Source organism: Pseudopedobacter beijingensis, from assembly GCF_042678145.1.
Classification (GTDB): domain Bacteria; phylum Bacteroidota; class Bacteroidia; order Sphingobacteriales; family Sphingobacteriaceae; genus Pseudopedobacter; species Pseudopedobacter beijingensis.
Map to the genome: position 1 here is coordinate 22244 of NZ_JBHUDG010000042.1, position 20273 is coordinate 42516.

A 20273-nucleotide genomic window follows, 5' to 3' on the forward strand; every position below is an offset into this window, starting at 1 on the left:
CCAACATCTTTAGTTATAACTTTAATTTATGTATTATGTTATGGGTAAAAAAGCTCTTTAGGCTTTTGATCCTTTCATCATTAATTACGTTATCTACATTAGGTATTGGTTTAACGGGCGGCATCCCTATTCCTATCAATAAAAGAAGAGAAAATCTAATGGAGGTAAAAATAGAAGTGCTAACCGATGAAACCACAAATGATAATGAAGAGGATGATAAGGACGAAGACAAAACTTGATAAAAAACAAAGGGTCATGTTTTTAAAAACATAACCCTTTGTACTGTTACTCTAAACTAATATTACTCGCTTCCTTCCTTCTCCTCTTCTTTTCTTTTCTTTTTATTTTTTTTGGGAGCTACCAAAATCTGATCTGAAGCTTTATCATAATCGACTTCCAAAGTATCACCTTCTGCCAATTCTCCTTTAAGGATTTCTTCGGCAATAGGGTCTTCCAGGAATTTCTGAATGGCTCTTTTCAACGGACGGGCTCCAAAACTAGAGTCGAAACCTTTCTCCGCAATATGATCTTTGGCAGCTTCAGTTAAATTAACCTGATAGCCCAAGCCTTCAACTCTTCCGAAAAGGGCTTTTAGTTCAATATCGATGATTTTGAAGATTTCCTCTTTCTCTAAAGAATTAAACACAATCACATCGTCTATCCTGTTTAAAAACTCCGGAGCGAAAGCTCTCTTCAGTGCGCTCTCAATAACTGTTTTGTTATGCTCTTCTGTTTGAGCTGCTTTTGCTGATGTAGCAAAACCAACGCCCTGACCGAAGTCTTTCAACTGACGAGCTCCAATATTAGAAGTCATGATGATGATGGTATTTCTAAAATCAACCTTTCTTCCTAAAGAGTCGGTCAACTGTCCTTCATCCAAAACTTGTAACAGGATATTGAACACATCCGGGTGCGCTTTTTCAATCTCATCCAGTAAAACTACTGCATAAGGTTTTCTTCTCACTTTTTCGGTCAGCTGTCCACCTTCTTCATAACCTACATATCCCGGAGGCGCTCCCACCAATCTTGAAACCGCAAATTTCTCCATGTACTCACTCATGTCAATCTGTATCAATGCATCATCCGCATCGAACATGAAACGAGCGAGTTCTTTAGCTAATTCGGTTTTACCTACACCGGTTGGTCCTAAGAATATAAATGAACCAATTGGTTTCTTAGGATCTTTTAACCCTGCTCTTGTGCGTTGGATAGCTTTAGTCAATTTCTTGATGGCTTCGTCCTGACCAATGATTTTTTCATTGATTTTATCAAACATACCCAGCAATTTCTGACTGTCTGTTTGTCCAACACGTTGCAAAGGAATACCGGTCATCATAGAAACAACCTCAGCAACATTTTCTTCTGTAACGGTATATCTTTTAGACTTCGTTTCCGCTTCCCACTCAGCCTTAGCTTTATCCAATTGCTCTAACAGATTTTTCTCGGTATCACGAAGTTTAGCTGCCTCTTCATATTTCTGACTGCGTACCACTTTGTTTTTCTCAACCTTTATTTCCTCTATCTGCTGTTCTATATCAATGATATTTTGCGGAACATGGATATTGGTCAGGTGTACACGTGAACCTGCTTCATCCAGTGCATCAATAGCTTTGTCTGGTAAAAACCTGTCTGTAATATATCTTGAAGTTAGACTCACACACGCATCAATAGCTTCCGGAGTATAAGAAACCCCGTGATGTTCTTCGTATTTTTCTTTAATTCTGTTTAATATCTCAATGGTTTCATCTGGTGTTGCCGGATCTACCATTACCTTTTGAAAACGACGATCTAAAGCTCCGTCTTTTTCTATAAACTGACGATATTCATCTAAAGTAGTCGCACCAATACATTGGATTTCTCCTCTTGCCAAAGCAGGTTTAAACATATTGGAGGCATCCAACGAACCCGAAGCGCCACCTGCACCTACAATAGTATGGATCTCATCAATAAACAGGATTACATCCGGAGATTTCTCCAATTCGTTCATCACCGCTTTCATACGCTCTTCAAACTGTCCGCGATATTTTGTACCGGCAACCAAAGAAGCCAGATCCAAAGTCACCACACGTTTGTTAAACAATACACGTGAAACCTTTCTTTGTACAATACGCAGGGCCAGTCCTTCGGCTATAGCAGATTTACCTACTCCCGGTTCACCTATCAATATAGGATTGTTCTTTTTTCTACGGGACAGGATTTGCGAAACCCTTTCTATTTCTTTTTCACGACCTACTATCGGATCCAATTTCCCATCTTCAGCCATTCTGGTCAGATCGCGACCAAAATTATCAAGAACCGGGGTTTTAGATTTGATATCCGAAACCTTTTTAGGTTGTGTAAAAGATTCTTCTTCTCTGTAATCATCGTCTCCGCTGGTTGCAGCATTAGAAGGTTCGTCTCTGAAGTTTCCTTTATTCATTTCTACTTCGGATTTAATAGTTTCGTAATTCAGGTTAAACTGAGCAAGTATCTGAGATGCGATATTGTCTTCTTCCCTTAAAATAGAAAGCAACAGATGTTCGGTTCCTATCATGTCACTTTTAAAAATCTTAGCTTCAAGATAAGTAATCTTCAAAACTTTCTCGGCCTGTTTGGTCAACGGAATGTTGCCCAAATTAACAGTAGTGCCAGAAGTTCCTTTTACAGCATCTTCTATCGCTTTGCGAAGTTTAGAAGTATCAACACCCAAAGATTTTAAAATCTTTATTGCTACGCCATCCCCTTCCCTGATCAATCCCAGTAGCAAGTGTTCAGTACCAATATAATCGTGACCTAGTCTTAAAGCTTCTTCGCGACTATAAGAAATCACATCTTTAACTCTGGGCGAAAATTTAGCTTCCATATAATACCTTTCTTCTCTATTAAGTGTTGTGAACGCTCTAATGTATTAATTTGTTCTTAATAGCAAAGCGAACATTTATTAGTATTTATCAACAATACGTCCAAACTTATAAAAACCGCTACCACTTATACCAATTTAACAATTTTTACCCACTTGTGACTTTATTGACGATATTTGAATCTTAATTTATGAAATAATGTCAGACGAGAAAATTATTTTTTCAATGGCTGGAGTAAATAAGATTTATCCGCCACAGAAACAGGTCCTTAAAAATATTTATTTATCATTTTTTTATGGTGCTAAGATTGGTGTAATTGGTTTAAATGGTTCTGGTAAATCGTCTTTGCTGAAAATTATCGCCGGATTAGATAAATCATATCAGGGCGAAGTTGTATTCTCTCCGGGATATTCCGTAGGTTATTTAGCTCAGGAACCAGAACTTGACAACGAAAAAACAGTAAAAGAAATTGTTGAAGAAGGCGCAAAAGAAATTACAGATATATTAAAAGAATACGAAGATATTAACGAAAAGTTTGGCTTACCGGAAGTTTATGAGGATGCGGATGCGATGGAAAAGCTAATGGCCAGACAAGGTGAGCTACAAGATAAAATAGATGCTTTAAATGCATGGGAATTAGATTCTAAGCTTGAGAGAGCGATGGATGCATTACGTTGCCCTGAACCGGACACTAAAATAGCCACTTTGTCAGGTGGCGAGCGCAGACGCGTGGCATTATGTCGTTTATTGATACAACAACCGGATGTTTTATTATTGGACGAGCCTACCAACCACTTAGATGCAGAATCTATTGATTGGCTAGAGCAACATTTACAACAATACCCGGGAACAGTAATTGCAGTAACCCACGACAGATATTTTCTGGATAATGTAGCCGGATGGATACTGGAACTGGACAGGGGCGAAGGCATTCCATGGAAAGGAAATTATTCTTCCTGGTTAGACCAAAAAGCTAAACGTTTATCTCAGGAAGAGAAAACAGAAAGCAAACGTCAAAAAACATTAGAGCGTGAGTTGGAATGGGTAAGAATGGCTCCTAAAGCCCGTCATGCCAAATCTAAAGCCCGTTTAAGTAATTATGATAAACTGGCTTCTGAAGAAACTAAGGATAGAGAAGAAAAACTGGAGCTTTTTATTCCTCCTGGGCCAAGGTTAGGGAATGTGGTTATTGAAGCTACCGGCGTTTCTAAAGCTTATGGAGACAAGGTTCTTTTTGATAACTTAACTTTTTCTTTACCTCCTGCTGGAATTGTGGGAATTATTGGACCTAATGGAGCTGGTAAAACTACTTTGTTCAGGTTAATTACCGGACAGGAACAACCAGATTCTGGTACATTTAGAGTGGGTGAAACTGTTAAATTAGGTTATGTTGACCAAATGCATAACGACCTTGATCCTGAAAAAACAGTTTGGGAAAATATTACCGGTGGTTCTGAAACCATGATGTTGGGCAACCGAATGACTAATTCCAGAGCCTACGTTTCTAAATTTAATTTCAATGGTGCCGATCAGCAGAAAAAAGTTAATGTATTATCTGGTGGTGAAAGAAATCGTGTCCACCTGGCTATTACCTTAAAAGAAGGTTCTAACGTTTTGCTACTGGACGAACCTACCAATGATATTGACGTTAACACGCTTAGGGCATTGGAAGAGGCACTGGAAAACTTTGGTGGCTGTGCGGTAATTATATCCCACGACCGTTGGTTCCTGGATCGTATCTGTACACATATTATGGCATTCGAAGGTGATTCTCAGGTTTACTTCTTTGAAGGTAACTATACCGAATACGAAGAAAACCGTAAAAAACGTTTGGGAGATATTGCTCCTAAGCGGATAAAATATAAAAAACTGGCCTAGCCTTTACATCAGGCTGTTCTGTATGATTGCAGATGATAACCATACGGAACAGCCTCATGATAAGTACCATACCCACCAGTCAAACCTAAAACCTTCTCAATTACTTTAACCACGGTAGCTCTCATTATATTCAACCTTAGTGTATTATTCCGATAATATAAGTGATTTCAAACTCAAACCCAATAAATCTAAAATCATCTTATCCTAAGCCGCTTAGTACCTTATTTTCTTCTTTTAATATACTTTAAAGGCTGTTTTCCTCTAAAAAGCACCCCTACCTACGGATTGAGATACTTCATAGATGCCTTTGAGATGTGTTGAAGATGTGTTAGAGATGTGTTGAACATGTATAGATATGGCGGATGAAGAAGATAATAGCTTAGTGTATAAAACATGAGCAATTGACTCTTATAATCCGACACTTAAATTAACACCTAGCTCATCACAAACTCCACGTTAACTTGAGGTAAATTGTTTGATTATTTGAACCTTACTATTTATATTTATTCTAAATAAAGTTATATTTGGAATATAATTTTCGGGCTATGGTTGTTAGAAGTAAAATAGAAGGAACAGATCATTGGCTTTTTGTTGAAAACATTCCTGATTTTAACACGCCAAATGAAAGTTTACGAGAGCAGGAAGCTCAGGTTATTCATCAGGATTACAGAATAACCAATTCTCAGATTATTACCGATAGTTTATTTATTTTGCATTCCACGATGTTCTTTAATGAAGAAAAAACACTTCATATTGAGGTCAACGGAGAATGCATAGCCAGTCAGTTTGTATTTTACAACTCAGAGTTGAAAGACAAAAAAGCTCATACACAGGGTAAACACAATATTAGATACATCCCCCATTTTGTAAAAAAATATAATATAGAAGGTGGTTACGATATCAATTATTTTATGATATTACTTTCCAAGCCATATTATTTTCATCTCATCAATCAAAACTCACGCTTACACGAATCTTTTGTAGAAAACATCAATAATCAGGTTTATTCTTCTTTTTTTGATCAGGACAATTACGTTACACATGATATGTTCAAAGCTATTTTTGAACTGATTAACAACAAGAAACAAGGAGATATTAAAAAGCTTCATATTGAAACCAAAATACTGGAACTGTTAATGTACCAAATGGAGCAATTGCATGATAACACTTCTACGGATTATGTCACCACATCATCTGATATATTTAAAATTGAAAAAGCAAGGAAGATTCTGGATGTTAATTTTACCAACCCACCAACCATCAAAGAATTAAGCAGAGAGGTTTCTTTAAATGAGTTTAAGTTAAAGAAAACTTTTAAGGAATATTTGGACACCACTATTTATGATTATGTAACCCGTATCCGAATGGAAAAAGCCAAAGAATACCTTCTGCAGGAAAACATGAATATCTATGAAATAGCTTTAAAAGTAGGGTTTAAGCATCCTCCTGCATTCAGTAACGCTTTCAGAAAATATTTTGGTATATCACCTAAAGAAATCAGGTAATTGTTTAATAGCTGCTGATGGTTTTTATGGGAGGAGAAACCACAAATTATAAACGCTAACTCTTACACAAAGAGTTATGAACAGGAAGCAATAGATACTCTCTACAGAAGTCTCATTTTAGAGGATTACAAAAGTCATCAGCATCTAAAACCACCATTTTGTTCTGTATATAAACAGACAAAGTATCTTCATCTATATTTACCTGGCAGTCTATATTAAATACGGCATATATATTTTTTTGATTGAGTACTTCGTATGCATTTCCATCTTTCCATTTTCTGCCATTTTTAAGCATCAGGATACGGGAAGCGTATTGCGCAGCTAAATTAAGTTCGTGTAATACTGCAATAACCATATAACCTTTTTTTGTTAAAGCTTTAGCTATTGCCAATGTCTGATGCTGAAACTGAATATCCATTCCTGTTACAGGTTCGTCCAGAAGGATAAGTGCCTCTTTCTGATCCCATATCTGCGATAAAACTCTGGCATATTGGATGCGTTGTTGTTCGCCACCAGAAAGGGTAAGGTAAGATCTGTCGGTTAAATGCGAAACGCCACAAATTTCCATGGCTTCTTCAACAATTTTTAAATCAGACTCTTTGGGTACATTGGTAAAATAAGGATACCTTCCCATCAATACAATCTCCTGACAAAGAAAATCAATATTAACTACATTTTTCTGGTTAAGAACGGTACGTTTACGGGCAAGTTCTTTAATACTGTATACATTGACATTTTTGCCATACAGAAACACATTCCCCTCAAATTTTTTCTTTTCTCCACTTATTATTTTCAGCAATGTTGATTTTCCGGCACCATTAGCTCCTAAAACCGCCAATAACTCTCCCGGATGCAGGGTAAAGCTGACATTTTTTATCAATGATCTTTCTCCGGCCTTTAAACTTACATTATCAACAATTAACATATTCTTATTTTCCTTGGAATCCTAAAAAAACCAGTAGCTACGGTATCATTTTCATTAATTCAACACTCTCTTTTTATCTTTAAACAAGATGTATAAGAACATAGGCGTTCCTATTAAAGCTGTTATTACACCAATGGGTAATTCTATCGGGTCAATAATTACGCGGGAAACCAAATCGGCAAGCGTCAGTATCAACGCGCCAAAAATTGCCGATGCCGGAATTACAAACCGATTATCAACCCCGCCCAAAAGCCTCATGCTATGAGGTACCAGCAAACCCACAAAACCAATTACCCCCGAAACAGCAACCGCAGCCCCTACAGCCATAGTAGAAAGAATAATCACCTGTAGCTTTACTCTGTTTACAGGTATTCCCAACTGCTCAGCCTGTACTTCACCCAGGGCAAAAGCATTAAGTGGTTTCCCCAAAAAAGGAAGAATAAAAACAGGTGCCAAAACAAAGCAAAACAAAGCAATAACCGCTTCCCACGAAGCTCCTCCTAAACTTCCCAGCATCCAAAAAGTAATTGTTCTAAGTTCCTGTTCTGTCGAAAGGTAGGTTACCAATCCGGTTAATGCCCCAGCTAAAGCATTGATAGCTATACCTGCCAACAACATGGTCGCCACATTAGGTTTTCCTTCCATTTTAGACAACTGATATACTGTAAATGCAGCAATACAAGCACCAATAAATGCACCTAAGGCCAACAGGTAAATTCCCAAAAGCTTACTCATAGCAGCCAACATTACCGACTCCAAAACAATAATGAGAACTGCAAATAAAGAAGCCCCCGCAGAAATACCTATCAAACTGGGCTCTGCCAAAGGATTACGAAAAACCCCTTGAATTGCAGCTCCTGAAACTCCCAGAGCAGCTCCAACTAAAACGCCCATCATTACCCGAGGTAAACGTACAACAGTAATTACACCATCATACATCTCGTCAACAGACAAACTCTTAAACATGCCTATCTTTTGGGCAAACACTAAGAAAACGTCTTTTATTGGAATTTTAACAGCTCCAATCCCTAAAGAAAAGGCAATAGAAAACACCAGACCTACAATCAGTACAAGATAAATAAGCTTTCTTCTCATCTATCTCAGTTGCTTGTTTAGTTCTAAAATAGCCTCACTTAACCTTGTACTAAAGTTAATGAGCAGATTACCATCCATAGCAATGATTTTTTTATTTTTCCCGGCATTAATTAAATTCATTCCCGGCATTTTCAGCACCGCATCTTTACCTCCCAAACTGGAAATACCAAAATCAAACATCAATATTACATCGGGGTTGGCTTTTACCAAAGCCTCCGTTGTGTAAGGTTTATATTCTGAAAATTCCTGAATGGGGTTTCTACCTCCTGCAAGTTTTATAATAGCATCCAAACTACTTCCCTTTCCTGCCACGCTCATAGTACCTGTGCCACGGGCGTAAATAAAAACTACTTTCGGAGAGCTTTTCATACTCGTTTTTACCGTTTGTAATGCTTTATTAACTTCGGCTTCCATTTGTTTAGCCAATAATATGCCTTTATTAGGTTCGTTTAAAGCTACTCCAATCGCTTTTATAAAGTTAGTTGCCCCTTTTACAGAAAACTCCTGCTCTATAATCACATATTTTATTTTCAATGCTTTTAGCTGAGTCTGTACAGCCTGACTCAGCGCTCCTTCCGGAGCCAGTATAAGATCAGGCCTGAAAGAAGCCAATGATTCTAAACTTACACTCCTATTCCTGCTCACTTTTGGTAAAGTGTTCACATAAGCTGGGTAAGTACTGGTAACATCAGTAGCTACAATTTTAGAACCATAACCAAAAGCATCCACAGTTTCGGTTAAGGCACTACTTAAAGTAATAATTCTATCAGGTTTAGCTGCTTTAAGGCTAAGACCTTCCAGACAAATAATTAATAAAAACAGTATTCTTTTCAAGACAGCATTTTTTAGACCCCAAAACTATATATAATCAATCTAAATAAAAACAATTAAAAAAATCAAAAATAACCTGTAGAACATTTTTTTTCAAACAACAAAAAGACAGATTTATAATGCGAAAAATTACCTATATTTTCATTAAAATAATCCCGATTGAGTAAGAAATAATCCCGATTGAGTAATTTTTGTTGTAAAAAAAATTGAACATTTGCATATTATTTAGAATTAGTATAAATAAAAAGCAATGTCAAACAAAGTACGGATTATATGTTTTTTTTACATAAGCTTAAAAAAAGCATTTTCATCGTTAGATTCATATTTTTTTATTGGAGCCAAACTAAAAGCTTTCTCGCCTTTTAGAGGATGTTTTATACTGATTATTTTTCCCTTTATACTATCCGGTTGCAAGAAAAAAGATTCCGAACCTTTATTAGAAGATGGAAAAAGTACTGTAATCTATGATCTAGCCGGAGATACCGGTTCTGCCATGGGTAATAATGGAGAAGGAAAAGACAAAAGAGATTTTAAGTTTTTTTTGTTCAGACTGAAAGACAAAAAACAAATATGGCTTAGAAATGAAGTCGATTCTACCCAATATTTAAAAACAAAAGACTGGGACATTGCATTCACAGGCCCATATAACAGCGAACTCTACATCAATAATGGTAGCTATGAATTTAATCCCGGGTTCGGGGGACCCGCAACCGGAACCGTGGTTAAAGTAAACAAACCGTATTCAGAAGTAGATACAGCTCCTTCGGATGAAGAGTTTAATCAAAGTAACGTCAATAAAATTGGATGGGCATCCGACAATGAGCAAAATGGCTGGTTTTATTACAGCATGAATTCTCATATTATGGTTGCCATTAAGAACAGAACATATCTTATACATCTTCCGGATGGGAAATACGCCAAGTTAGAAATTCTTAATGCATACCAGGGAAACCCACCTTCTGTGACCGACTTAAACTGGCCTGCTCCCTATTATACATTCAGGTATTTTGTACAGGAGAACGGCTCGAAGGATTTGAGAACAAGATAAATAGCAAAAATAAGTTTGGGCATACAATTAGAAAAATAAGGACATGAAAATTTCAAAAATCAAATACATTACATTTTTATCTGCATCAATATTATTGATGAATATTTCTTGCAGTAAAAAGGAGAAACCAGAAGCAGATGAGCCTTCTTTGGATGATAATACCCCAACAGACGCCAGCATGTTTTACCAATTACAGCGTGTAGAAAATTTTGGTGGCGATACAGAATATGATGGTCCTGTTGACGGAGCCAGAAATGCTATTTTCTTTTCTTTGGATACCAAAAAAGGAATATCTGAAAATTACCAAAAAAGCAATCGTTGGGATTTATCTTTCTCTGATATCTATAATGCTAAAATTGGCAGCAACAATGGAAAATCTACCTCTAGTCTAGGTACCGGATCTTCCGGAATAGGCGGCATTTATATTACAGAAAAACCTTTTGATGAGGTTATTGATATTCCTGCGGATAGTGAATTTAAAACTAGTGTTTTTCTGGATAGCAATGGTTCTTTTGGAGATGGCATAGGATGGGCTATTTACGACTTTACAGGAACAACTATTGGTAACGGTGATGACAACAAGGCTCACGTATGTTATGCCTTGGGTAACCCTTTAAATTTAAACAATGGAAAAACATTGGTTAGAACATTGGTTAGAACATTAATTGTAAAAACGGCTAAGGGTAATTATGCTAAAATAAAGATGATAAGCCTTTATAAAAATGTTTTTGCCCCCATTGATATGAATCGGCAAAGCGAATCTCCTTTCTTTACGTTTGAATATATTTTAGTTCCAAAAGGCAGTACCAAATTCGAAATTAATCAATAACCGTATTAGCAAGTCCACAATGATGTCATTGACATTACTTTTTACATCATTTATTCCCGATTGAGTATTAAATAATCCCGATTGAGTAAGAATCGTATTAAAAGTATTTGAACATTTGCAATATTATTTAGAATGATTACAATTAAAAACAATTTTTATATACGGTTCGTTTTGATTTGCTTTTATACCATACCATTATCTCAACAAATGTTATTTGCTAACGATAAAAGCGGGAAGATATATGGAGTTATTCGTGATCAGTACAATCAACCCATAGCCGGAGCTAGTATTACATTAAATCCGGATAAAATATATACACAATCGGATAAAAATGGACAATTCATAATCAAGTCGCTTTACAAAGGCACTTATGAACTAAACGTTTCTTTATTGGGATATGAGAACCATACTCAAAAAGTAGAGGTTACAAACAGTCAGCCAACAGAAATCAACATTAAATTATTTACTGGACAGATGGAGTTAAATGAAGTTTCGGTTTCTTCTAAAGTAAATGCCCCAGATAACCTGTTGAATATAGAACGGGGTGCCATGCCTGTGACTGTTATAGACAGACGCACCATTGAATTATTGGGAAGCAGACGATTAGACGAAGTGTTGAAAGAACAAACCGGACTTGCCATAGTGAACAATATTAAAGGTGGCTCCAGATCTGTAGGCTTACAAATGCAAGGATTTGGCAGCGAATACATTATGGTATTGATAGACGGACAACCCATGTCTGGACGTAATGACGGCAATTTTGATTTGTCCCGGATTAGTGTCAGCAATATAGAACGCATAGAAATTATAAAAGGTGCCTCTTCCTGTCTGTTTGGTAGTGATGCATTAGGCGGTGCAATTAATATTGTCACCAAACATGGCGCTATAGAACCACAGGCTTATGCGGCTCTAAAATATGGCTCTCTAAACATCATGGATGCCACCCTTGAAGGCGAAACTCCTTTTGCTTCTCAGAGAGGATCTATCAATATTTCTGCAAACTACTACCACACAGACGGCTTTAATACCGATCCAAAATACATTAGCGGAGTTACTGCACCACCTTACAATAATTATAACATTCAAGGTAGAGCAAGATACCAGACCGGAAAATCTGCTTTTGCCAGCATCTCTGGTCGTTATGCTTTAAGAAGATCTTTTATGAATAAAGACTTTGGATTAAACAACACTACGGAGGATAAGCAAGACGAACAAGACCTTAATTTATCTGCTAATTTCAACAAGACTTTTAAAAATAGAATACAAAGCCTAAGCAGATATTATTATACCCATTATCAAAATGACAATCAGGTAGAATGGAAAACCGGGGGGATTGCCGGGGAAGATGTTTTTATACAAAATTTCAATCGGTTTGAGCAACAAATTAATTATGCTTTTAACAATCAACTAAAACTGGTGGGCGGTTTTGGCGGCAGCATAGAAAGCATGAGCAATAAAACATTCTCAACAGACCCAAGTAATGTTTTTTCCGGATTCACCTATACACAGGCAGACTGGACTATCAATAAAAAGTTTGGAATAGTTGGTGGGTTACGCTACGATCATCATAATAGTTATGGTGGACGTTTAAACCCTAGTTTAGGCTTACAATATCAGATTAGTCCAAAGGTAAATTTAAAACTTGCTGCCGGAAGCGGATTTAAAGCTCCCGATTTTAAAAACAGATATCTGGTTTTCTACAATCCCCTTGCAAATTACAGAGTCATAGGGACAGAAGTTTTACAGGAAACCCTGGATGATTTGCAAAATGCAGGTCAGATTAGTGAAATAAGGGAATATTTGGTTAAACAGCTGGATAAAAATTTAAAAGCCGAAAAATCTAATTCTATCAACCTGGGTTTAGGTTACAAACCTGCCGAGAAACTAAAAATAGAGGCTGGTATATTCTATCACAAAATATACGACCAAATTAATGCTGTACAAGTAGCTACCAGTATAAATAATGGGCATATATATACTTACCAGAACTTACCTGAGGTAGTAAATAAAGGGGGCGAGTTCTCTTTTTCTATAAATCCTTTTAAGAACGTGGAGGTCAATTTCGGTTATCAATACCTAATATCTAAAGATTTGAGTGTGCTGGAAAAAATTAAAAATGGAGAATATCCTTATAATAAGATCAGGGATAACGAAACGGGCGAAACAAAGACATCAAAACCTTCTGATTATTGGGGAATTGAGAACAGGTCTAGACACATGTTCAATTTTAAAACACTTTATTACTGGCCCGAAATGGGGGTAACAACCAACTTCAGAATTAATTATCGTGGAAAATATCCTTTTGCAGATACTAACAACAACCAATTTATCGACAAGTACGATCATTTCGTTGATGGTTATTTTCTGTTTAATCTTTCTGTCGAGAAAAAAATACAAGAAAAATTAAGTATTCAGATAACCGCTGATAACCTGTTGGATTATTATCACAGAGATATTCCCGGTCAGCCGGGAAGAATTATACTCGCCGGTATTTCATATAGATTCTTTAAAAATTAAATCAATATAATATAACATGAAAACAAAACACATCTTATCATTAACATTTGCTCTTTTCGTAGCATTTACAGCTTGTAAAAAAGACAATGACCCCACAGAAGATCCTAAAACGGAAGAACCTAATACAGTTGAACCAAAAATAGAAGAGTCTAAAGCCATTGTTAAAACCGATATTTTAGTTGAATCTCCGACTGCTTTAAAACAAGCTGACACCTGGCCCGAGATATTTTATGATCTGGACGCTCAAAAATCTTCTGCAACTAAATCTGGCCAAGTTATTTTCACCGGAGGGTTTAACCTAAACTTAGCTGTAACTGATTTTGACACCTATAAACTGGGAATGTTCAATGATGTCAATAAAAACATAGAAGATATTACTTTTGAATATTTAAAAACAGCTCAGATAGCCTATTATACAGAACCTTTGGGTTTAGAATATAATGGTAGTATAGGTTGGTACGGTTATAACATGACAACCCATAAACCATCAGCTATTGAAGGCAGATTTGCTATTATTTATAAAGGCGAAAGCTTGGAAAAAGCAGAAAAAATTTATGTAATAAAGCCAACAAGTATCGGTTACATCACTATAGATGCTACCGCAAAAACCTATAAAGGACAAGTAAATTTTGGTGTTAAAATATACACAAAACAATAATTTAAATAGTAACTCATCTCAAAACCGACAAGAGCATGTTAAGTGAAAAAATAAAAGAAGCAACCAAACAACCACATCAGGAATTGGAAAAAGTGGTTGTACAAAAATTAAAAGCCATACAATCAGAAGCTGATTATATTGACTTTTTAAATGGGTTTTACGCTTATTTCTCCAGTTTAGAAAAAGCATTTCAACCATTTATTACTCCTGAAGTATTGCCAGACTACAGTACCAGACGTACTTCTGCATATCTTAAAAAAGACATTGAAGAACTGGGTGGAAACACAGACAATTTATCAGCTATTGTGCCTACTATTACTAACACACAGCAAGCTATAGGTGCTTTATACGTAATGGAAGGATCTATCATGGGTGGTAGCGCCATTGTTAAAATGTTAGAAAAAGCAGGAATTACCAAAGGTGTTTCTTTCTTCTCCGGCTATGGAGCAGAAACCGGACAAAAATGGGGTATGTTTGTAGGTATCATGAACAAAACCGCACAAACTGAAGAAGAACAGGCACAAGCTATAGAAACTGCCGGACAAACTTTTTCTTTATTCGGAAATGTATTTACACCGGTAAATGCAGGTTAATTAATAACCTTCTGATCAGTTTCGGTAAATAAATTACTGGAAACTGTTCAAAAAATCATTTTATCATTTCGACCAACAGGAGAAATCTCTATCAGAATAAGCTGCTATGAGATTTCTCCTCACGTCGGAATGAAAATGTGATGGCTCAGTACTTTTCAGCTAGCCTTATTTTTTCGATATAAAAGCTAAAAAGACTCCCTTTCTATAATTTTAGCATCTTTATCCTTCACTCACCTCCATCAACTTTATTTTCTACCTTTGAGTTTAGCTTGTACACAATATGAATTATAGATTATTAGGAAAAACAGGTTTTAATATATCTGAGGTGAGTTTGGGCACCTGGCAGGTTGGTGGTAAATGGGGTGAACAATTTAACCATACTAATGCTGAAAGAATCCTGAATTCTGCCATTGACAATGGCATCAATTTTATTGACACTGCTGATGTTTATGGTGATGGAGAGAGTGAAAAAGCCGTAGGTAAAGTAATAAAATCCAGATCGGAGGAAATTTTTGTTGCTACAAAATGTGGTAGAAAGCTTTCTCCTCATATTAATGAATCTTATACGGTAGAAGCACTACGTAAATACGTTGAGGATTCGCTCAGAAATATGCAATTGGACTCTATAGATTTGATACAGTTGCACTGTCCTCCTACCGAAGTTTTTTACAGAGATGAAATTTTTGAGCTTTTCGATAGACTTAAAGAAGAAGGTAAAATCAGAAATCTGGGAGTAAGCATTGAGAAAGTTTCCGAAGGATTACAAGCCATAACATATAGTAATGTTAGCACTATACAATTTATCTTCAATATGTTCAGACAAAAACCTATTGAAGAATTGTTTGCTGCAGTGAAAGCAAATAATATTGGTTTAATTGCCCGTGTGCCTCTGGCCAGTGGATTATTGACCGGTAAATTCTCGAAAACAACTAACTTTGGTAAAGATGATCATCGTTCTTTCAACAGAAACGGTGAAGCTTTTGATAAAGGTGAAACATTTTCCGGTGTAGATTATCAACTTGGATTAGAAGCGGTAAATGAGCTAAAAGGTATATTCCCAAATCAAGAGTTAGCTTTAGTTGCTCTAAAGTGGATTCTGCAATTTGATGAAATCAGCTGTGTTATTCCAGGAGCTTCTACCCCTGAGCAAATAGAAAACAACCTTAAGGTAGAAAAATTGGCTCCTCTATCTGCTGAACAGATGAGCGCTGTTAAGGCCCTTTACGAGAATAAAATAAAACCTCAGGTGCACCAATTGTGGTAATAACTAAATTTGGTATAAAGAAGTTTGTACACATTGCCATCAAGAGGTGAATACAGACTATTTATTGAAAACGCTATCGAGAACGTTCTCATTCATTTTTATGGCTTAAAGCTATAATAAGCCCCTATATTTTAAATAGTTTAGCTTCTATAACCTAAATCAACTATCATGCAGGCTATAGAAGCTAATTATTTAAGCAAAAGAGACACCACTATTTCCATCCTGATCATTGGAATGCTATTTTTTATTTTTGGTTTTGTGTCATGGGTAAACGCTATTTTAATTCCTTATTTTAAAATAGCTTGCGAATTGACCAATTTCCAATCTTATCTGGTCGCATTTGCCTTTTATATTTCTTATTTCGTAGTATCCGTACCATCTTCTTATCTGTTAAAATCAGTAGGTTTTAAAAAAGGAATGATGATTGGCTTCTGGATTATGGCCATTGGTGCTTTTATATTTGTTCCCGCAGCTTACACCCGAACTTATGAGATTTTTCTAATTGGTCTGTTTTCTTTAGGCGCAGGTCTGGCAATCCTTCAAACCGCAGCAAACCCGTATATAACTGTACTGGGGCCCAAAGAAAGTGCTGCCCAACGCATTAGCATTATGGGAATATGTAATAAAGGAGCAGGTATATTAGCTCCTATCCTATTTGCTGCTGTTATTCTAAAGTCAACAGATGGAGAGCTTTTTAAGCAAATTCCACTCATGTCGGATACTGAGCGCGAACTTGTATTAAATGACCTTATAAGGAGAGTGATTATCCCTTATTCTGTTGTGGGTACCGTATTGGTATGTCTGGGTATTTTTGTCTTTTATTCGCCTTTACCTGAAATCAATACTGAGGCTGAAGACGAATCTACTGCTGCTGCCAATTCTACAAAAACCAGTATATTCCAATTTCCGCATCTTATTTTAGGAGCTCTTGCTATCTTTTTACATGTAGGTACACAAGTAGTAGCCATAGATACTATTATTGGTTATGCGTCTTCTATGGGAATTGATTTAATGGAAGCAAAAACTTTTCCTTCTTACACACTGGCAGCAACCATTATAGGCTATATTATTGGCATCGCTATTATTCCCCGATTTATCAGTCAAAAAAATGCACTGAGGATATGTACTCTTTTAGGTACTATTTTTACCTTGCTGATTATATTTGCTAAAGGAGAAGTCACTTTATTGGGACATACTACAGATATATCTATTTGGTTTGTTGTACTGTTAGGTTTAGCTAACTCATTGGTTTGGGCGGGTATTTGGCCTTTAGCTTTAGACGGCCTGGGGCGATTCACCAAACTTGGTGCCTCTATCATGATCATGGGATTATGCGGAAACGCAATAATTCCGCTTTTTTATGGCCATTTTGCAGATTTGCATGACACCAGACAAGCTTATTGGGTACTATTCCCCTGTTATCTTTTCCTAGTATTTTACGCCATGCGTGGCTATAAACTAAAACGCTGGACAATCAATTAATAAAGAATATGAGCAATTACCTTAAAATATATAACGGTGACATCATCACCCCTTATACTATCATTAAGTCTGGAACAGTATTAATCCGGGACGGAAAAATAATAGCTATTGAAAAAGGAGATATTGCTGTTCCTGATAGCGAGGTTATAGATGCAAAAGGCAACTACATCTCTCCTGGATTTATAGACATTCATGTACATGGTGGTGGCGGTCACGATTTTATGGATGGCACTGCTGATGCCTTTCTTAAAATTACAGAAGCACATGCTAAATATGGTACTACTGCCTTATCTCCAACAACATTAACCAGTGAAAAGGAAGACCTTTTTAAGACACTGGACAATTACGAAATTGCCCATAAAAACAACCTGAAAGGTGCGCAGTTTATTGGGATGCATTTAGAAGGGCCTTATTTTGCTTTAAGTCAGCGTGGAGCCCAAGATCCAAGATATATACGAAATCCGGATCCTGTTGAATACGAAGAAATTTTAAACTATTCGGCATCTATTGCCCGATGGAGTGCTGCCCCGGAGTTAAAAGGTGCTATTGAATTTGGAAGACGGTTAAAATCTAAAGGCATACTGGCTGCAATTGCTCATACAGATGCTATTTATGAAGAAGCTCTGGAGGCATTTGAGAACGGATATTCTCTGGCAACACATTTCTATTCGTCTATGTCTGGTGTAACCAGAAGAGATGCCTACAGATATGCTGGTGTAGTAGAAGCTGGCTATTTAATTGATGCAATGGATGTCGAAATTATCGCTGACGGCATTCACCTTCCTGCCCCTCTTTTAAAACTTATTTACAAAATAAAAGGTCCTGATAGAACGGCATTAATTACTGATGCCATGAGAGGTGCCGGCATACCAGAAGGAGAAAGCATTTTGGGTAGTCTCAAGAATGGCTTAAAGGTTATTATTGAGGGTGGGGTTGCCAAATTACCAGATAAAAGTTCATTCGCCGGAAGCGTAGCTACTTTTGACAGATTGGTAAGAAACATGATCACAATGGCCGATGTTCCCCTTATTGAAACTATAAGAATGGCAGCTACAACCCCTGCCCGCATTATGGGAATTGAAAACAAAAAAGGCTCTTTGACTTTAGGTAAAGATGCTGATATTGTAATTTTTGATAAAGATATCAATATCCAAAGAACCATTATTCAAGGTAGAGAGATTTTTAATTCACAAACTTCTTAGAGAACCTTTATTTATTTCTCTTTCTCTCCTATAAAAGAATTTTAAAGAGGGAGTGGAGAGCATCAATAAAACAAAGCCTATTTTTAACAAGTATAAACGAAATCATGAATATTTATAAAGCAAAAGCCATTCTTTTTGTTCTGACATTTTTGTCTTTTTCAGCACTTTCTAAAGAGGGTACTTTATATGTTAACAATCTAATTGGAAACGATAAATTTAATGGGTTAAGCCAATCAGTCAATGGAGATACCGGACCATTAAAAAGTATTCAAAAGGCCCTGGACCTAGTTAAATCTTCCGGCAGGATCGAAATCATCAATACTGGAACTCCTTATCTCGCTGGCAATAAAGTTAAAACTGGAGGTACGTATGACGCCCCGCTAATTATTGAAGGAAATGGCTCCGAAATCAATGGGTTAGGTATTATTAACCCAAAAGAATGGAAATTAATAGATAATCGTATATATAGCAGGTCTTTTTGGCCAATGTCTAACAGCCTGAAGTCCAATAAAAATTATGATTACTGGATAGGAATACCAACAGTTTGGTGGATTAATGGTAAACCGGGAATAAACTGTAAGACGAAGACTGAGCTAGAAAATACCCCAGAAGGTTTTTGGTGGAACAAAGCTGAAAAAACCGTATGGTTTCATTTACCAGAAAACAAAACTTTCGAATCTATGGAGATAAAAATGCCTCAGTCAGGAATAAGTGCAGGAACTGGCTTAAATATAGGGGGGACCATCAAAAACGTTATTATTCAAAATTTAAGATCAAGATATTCATTTAATGATGGATTTAGCGCGCATGGAGAGGTAGAAAATATTACTTTTCGTAATTGTATATCTACAGACAACTGCGGACAAGGCTTTTCAATGCATGGAAACACAAAAGTTCTGATTGAAGATAGTTATGCAGCAAGAAACGCCAGCTCTGGTACTTGCGATGTAAATAATTGTGAGGTGACCTATAAAAGGTGTGTTTTCAGAGACAACTCTTTTGAAACTGGTATTTATACTACTGAAACAGTAAAAGCAGTATATGAGGACTGCATCATAAGCAATAACCATCCTTTTGAGCAAATATGGCAAAGAGGTCAATCAACCATGCTTCTAAAAAACTGTATAATTACTGGTTTTGATCAGTCAAAATCCCTTGCAATGATAGACAAGGGCGCTATTAAATTTGAAAATTGTACATTAATAAATGGAGCAAGCGTAGGAAGAAGTAAAAATAAAGATAATACACTAACTCTTAACAATTGCCTATTGATTAATCTCAATGCTATTTCTCCAACAACTCATTATACAATTAGCAATTCTGAAACGGACAATAAAATTTTGGTTAATTCTGACGGATTAAAACAGGTTCAGCTCAATTCTCGAAAAACAACTTTCCCTACAATTAAAAACAAAGGTGCCAAGCTACCTTTATCTGTTCTTAAAATGTATGAGATGAATTATTAATTTTAATATATCCTATACAAAGAGAGCTTTATTAAAAGGGAGGGTGTTTCACGAACTGTGTCAATAGTGTAACTTTAAACTATCGACATAAATATGGCAACACAATACGATTTTGATTTTGAATCCTTTAAAAAGGAAGC

17 protein-coding genes are annotated in these 20273 nt (G+C 36.3%); 12 read left to right on the top strand and 5 right to left on the bottom strand.

What is annotated here, in order from left to right:
• Positions 1-35: 35 nt before the first annotated feature.
• A complete protein-coding gene (locus ACFSAH_RS14900; RefSeq protein WP_379663530.1) occupies positions 36-239 on the top strand; it encodes a hypothetical protein in 204 nt (67 codons plus the stop codon).
• A gap of 62 nt (positions 240-301) precedes the next feature.
• On the opposite strand, the gene ACFSAH_RS14905 is transcribed toward ACFSAH_RS14900, so the two are convergent.
• Positions 302-2842 carry an ATP-dependent Clp protease ATP-binding subunit gene (locus ACFSAH_RS14905; RefSeq protein WP_379663531.1) on the bottom strand — a complete coding sequence of 847 codons (2541 nt, stop codon included), beginning with the start codon at positions 2840-2842 and terminating at the stop codon, positions 302-304.
• 196 nt (positions 2843-3038) lie between these two features.
• Between ACFSAH_RS14905 and ettA the strand changes: the two genes are divergently transcribed.
• The gene (gene ettA / locus ACFSAH_RS14910; RefSeq protein WP_379663532.1) at positions 3039-4718 is read left to right on the top strand and encodes an energy-dependent translational throttle protein EttA; all 1680 of its coding nucleotides are present in this window, start codon (positions 3039-3041) and stop codon (positions 4716-4718) included.
• A gap of 8 nt (positions 4719-4726) precedes the next feature.
• On the opposite strand, the gene ACFSAH_RS14915 is transcribed toward ettA, so the two are convergent.
• Complete coding sequence (locus ACFSAH_RS14915) at positions 4727-4852, bottom strand: hypothetical protein (RefSeq protein ID WP_379663533.1); 126 nt, start codon at positions 4850-4852, stop codon at positions 4727-4729.
• A gap of 411 nt (positions 4853-5263) precedes the next feature.
• Between ACFSAH_RS14915 and ACFSAH_RS14920 the strand changes: the two genes are divergently transcribed.
• Positions 5264-6223: an AraC family transcriptional regulator gene (locus ACFSAH_RS14920; protein WP_379663534.1), complete on the top strand. Its 960-nt coding sequence runs from the start codon at positions 5264-5266 to the stop codon at positions 6221-6223.
• Positions 6224-6335: 112 nt separating this feature from the next.
• On the opposite strand, the gene ACFSAH_RS14925 is transcribed toward ACFSAH_RS14920, so the two are convergent.
• The 3 genes from ACFSAH_RS14925 to ACFSAH_RS14935 are packed head-to-tail and all read right to left on the bottom strand — an operon-like array spanning position 6336 to position 9077.
• Positions 6336-7148 carry a heme ABC transporter ATP-binding protein gene (locus tag ACFSAH_RS14925; RefSeq protein WP_379663535.1) on the bottom strand — a complete coding sequence of 271 codons (813 nt, stop codon included), beginning with the start codon at positions 7146-7148 and terminating at the stop codon, positions 6336-6338.
• A 54-nt stretch (positions 7149-7202) separates the two neighbouring features.
• Entirely contained in the window at positions 7203-8243 is a 1041-nt protein-coding gene (locus ACFSAH_RS14930) for a FecCD family ABC transporter permease (RefSeq protein WP_379663536.1), read from the bottom strand.
• Positions 8244-9077, bottom strand: coding sequence for a heme/hemin ABC transporter substrate-binding protein (locus ACFSAH_RS14935; protein WP_379663537.1), 834 nt, complete (start codon positions 9075-9077; stop codon positions 8244-8246).
• A 247-nt stretch (positions 9078-9324) separates the two neighbouring features.
• Between ACFSAH_RS14935 and ACFSAH_RS14940 the strand changes: the two genes are divergently transcribed.
• The 9 genes from ACFSAH_RS14940 (at position 9325) to ACFSAH_RS14980 (ending at position 20133) form a co-directional block, all read left to right on the top strand.
• Positions 9325-10122 carry an HmuY family protein gene (locus ACFSAH_RS14940; protein WP_379663538.1) on the top strand — a complete coding sequence of 266 codons (798 nt, stop codon included), beginning with the start codon at positions 9325-9327 and terminating at the stop codon, positions 10120-10122.
• 43 nt (positions 10123-10165) lie between these two features.
• Positions 10166-10951 (top strand): HmuY family protein, encoded by a 786-nt coding sequence (locus ACFSAH_RS14945; protein ID WP_379663539.1) that lies wholly within the window; start codon positions 10166-10168, stop codon positions 10949-10951.
• A gap of 207 nt (positions 10952-11158) precedes the next feature.
• Positions 11159-13468: a TonB-dependent receptor gene (locus ACFSAH_RS14950; protein ID WP_379663540.1), complete on the top strand. Its 2310-nt coding sequence runs from the start codon at positions 11159-11161 to the stop codon at positions 13466-13468.
• Positions 13469-13484: 16 nt separating this feature from the next.
• The gene (locus ACFSAH_RS14955) at positions 13485-14126 is read left to right on the top strand and encodes a hypothetical protein (protein ID WP_379663541.1); all 642 of its coding nucleotides are present in this window, start codon (positions 13485-13487) and stop codon (positions 14124-14126) included.
• Positions 14127-14161: 35 nt separating this feature from the next.
• Positions 14162-14719 carry a biliverdin-producing heme oxygenase gene (locus tag ACFSAH_RS14960; protein ID WP_379663542.1) on the top strand — a complete coding sequence of 186 codons (558 nt, stop codon included), beginning with the start codon at positions 14162-14164 and terminating at the stop codon, positions 14717-14719.
• A gap of 280 nt (positions 14720-14999) precedes the next feature.
• Positions 15000-15983: an aldo/keto reductase gene (locus tag ACFSAH_RS14965; protein ID WP_379663543.1), complete on the top strand. Its 984-nt coding sequence runs from the start codon at positions 15000-15002 to the stop codon at positions 15981-15983.
• 168 nt (positions 15984-16151) lie between these two features.
• Positions 16152-17465, top strand: coding sequence for a sugar MFS transporter (locus ACFSAH_RS14970; RefSeq protein WP_379663544.1), 1314 nt, complete (start codon positions 16152-16154; stop codon positions 17463-17465).
• Positions 17466-17473: 8 nt separating this feature from the next.
• On the top strand, positions 17474-18667 hold the full coding sequence (gene nagA / locus ACFSAH_RS14975) for an N-acetylglucosamine-6-phosphate deacetylase (RefSeq protein WP_379663545.1): 1194 nt from the start codon (positions 17474-17476) through the stop codon (positions 18665-18667).
• A 104-nt stretch (positions 18668-18771) separates the two neighbouring features.
• On the top strand, positions 18772-20133 hold the full coding sequence (locus ACFSAH_RS14980; protein WP_379663546.1) for a right-handed parallel beta-helix repeat-containing protein: 1362 nt from the start codon (positions 18772-18774) through the stop codon (positions 20131-20133).
• Positions 20134-20273: the final 140 nt, after the last annotated feature.

Coding starts and splice junctions, on each gene's coding strand:
- ACFSAH_RS14900 (WP_379663530.1), top strand. CDS start 36: ATGTTATGGGTAAAAAAGCTCTTTAGGCTTTTGATCCTTTCATCATTA.
- ACFSAH_RS14905 (WP_379663531.1), bottom strand. CDS start 2,842: ATGGAAGCTAAATTTTCGCCCAGAGTTAAAGATGTGATTTCTTATAGT.
- ettA (WP_379663532.1), top strand. CDS start 3,039: ATGTCAGACGAGAAAATTATTTTTTCAATGGCTGGAGTAAATAAGATT.
- ACFSAH_RS14920 (WP_379663534.1), top strand. CDS start 5,264: ATGGTTGTTAGAAGTAAAATAGAAGGAACAGATCATTGGCTTTTTGTT.
- ACFSAH_RS14925 (WP_379663535.1), bottom strand. CDS start 7,148: ATGTTAATTGTTGATAATGTAAGTTTAAAGGCCGGAGAAAGATCATTG.
- ACFSAH_RS14930 (WP_379663536.1), bottom strand. CDS start 8,243: ATGAGAAGAAAGCTTATTTATCTTGTACTGATTGTAGGTCTGGTGTTT.
- ACFSAH_RS14940 (WP_379663538.1), top strand. CDS start 9,325: ATGTCAAACAAAGTACGGATTATATGTTTTTTTTACATAAGCTTAAAA.
- ACFSAH_RS14945 (WP_379663539.1), top strand. CDS start 10,166: ATGAAAATTTCAAAAATCAAATACATTACATTTTTATCTGCATCAATA.
- ACFSAH_RS14950 (WP_379663540.1), top strand. CDS start 11,159: ATGTTATTTGCTAACGATAAAAGCGGGAAGATATATGGAGTTATTCGT.
- ACFSAH_RS14955 (WP_379663541.1), top strand. CDS start 13,485: ATGAAAACAAAACACATCTTATCATTAACATTTGCTCTTTTCGTAGCA.
- ACFSAH_RS14960 (WP_379663542.1), top strand. CDS start 14,162: ATGTTAAGTGAAAAAATAAAAGAAGCAACCAAACAACCACATCAGGAA.
- ACFSAH_RS14965 (WP_379663543.1), top strand. CDS start 15,000: ATGAATTATAGATTATTAGGAAAAACAGGTTTTAATATATCTGAGGTG.
- ACFSAH_RS14970 (WP_379663544.1), top strand. CDS start 16,152: ATGCAGGCTATAGAAGCTAATTATTTAAGCAAAAGAGACACCACTATT.
- nagA (WP_379663545.1), top strand. CDS start 17,474: ATGAGCAATTACCTTAAAATATATAACGGTGACATCATCACCCCTTAT.
- ACFSAH_RS14980 (WP_379663546.1), top strand. CDS start 18,772: ATGAATATTTATAAAGCAAAAGCCATTCTTTTTGTTCTGACATTTTTG.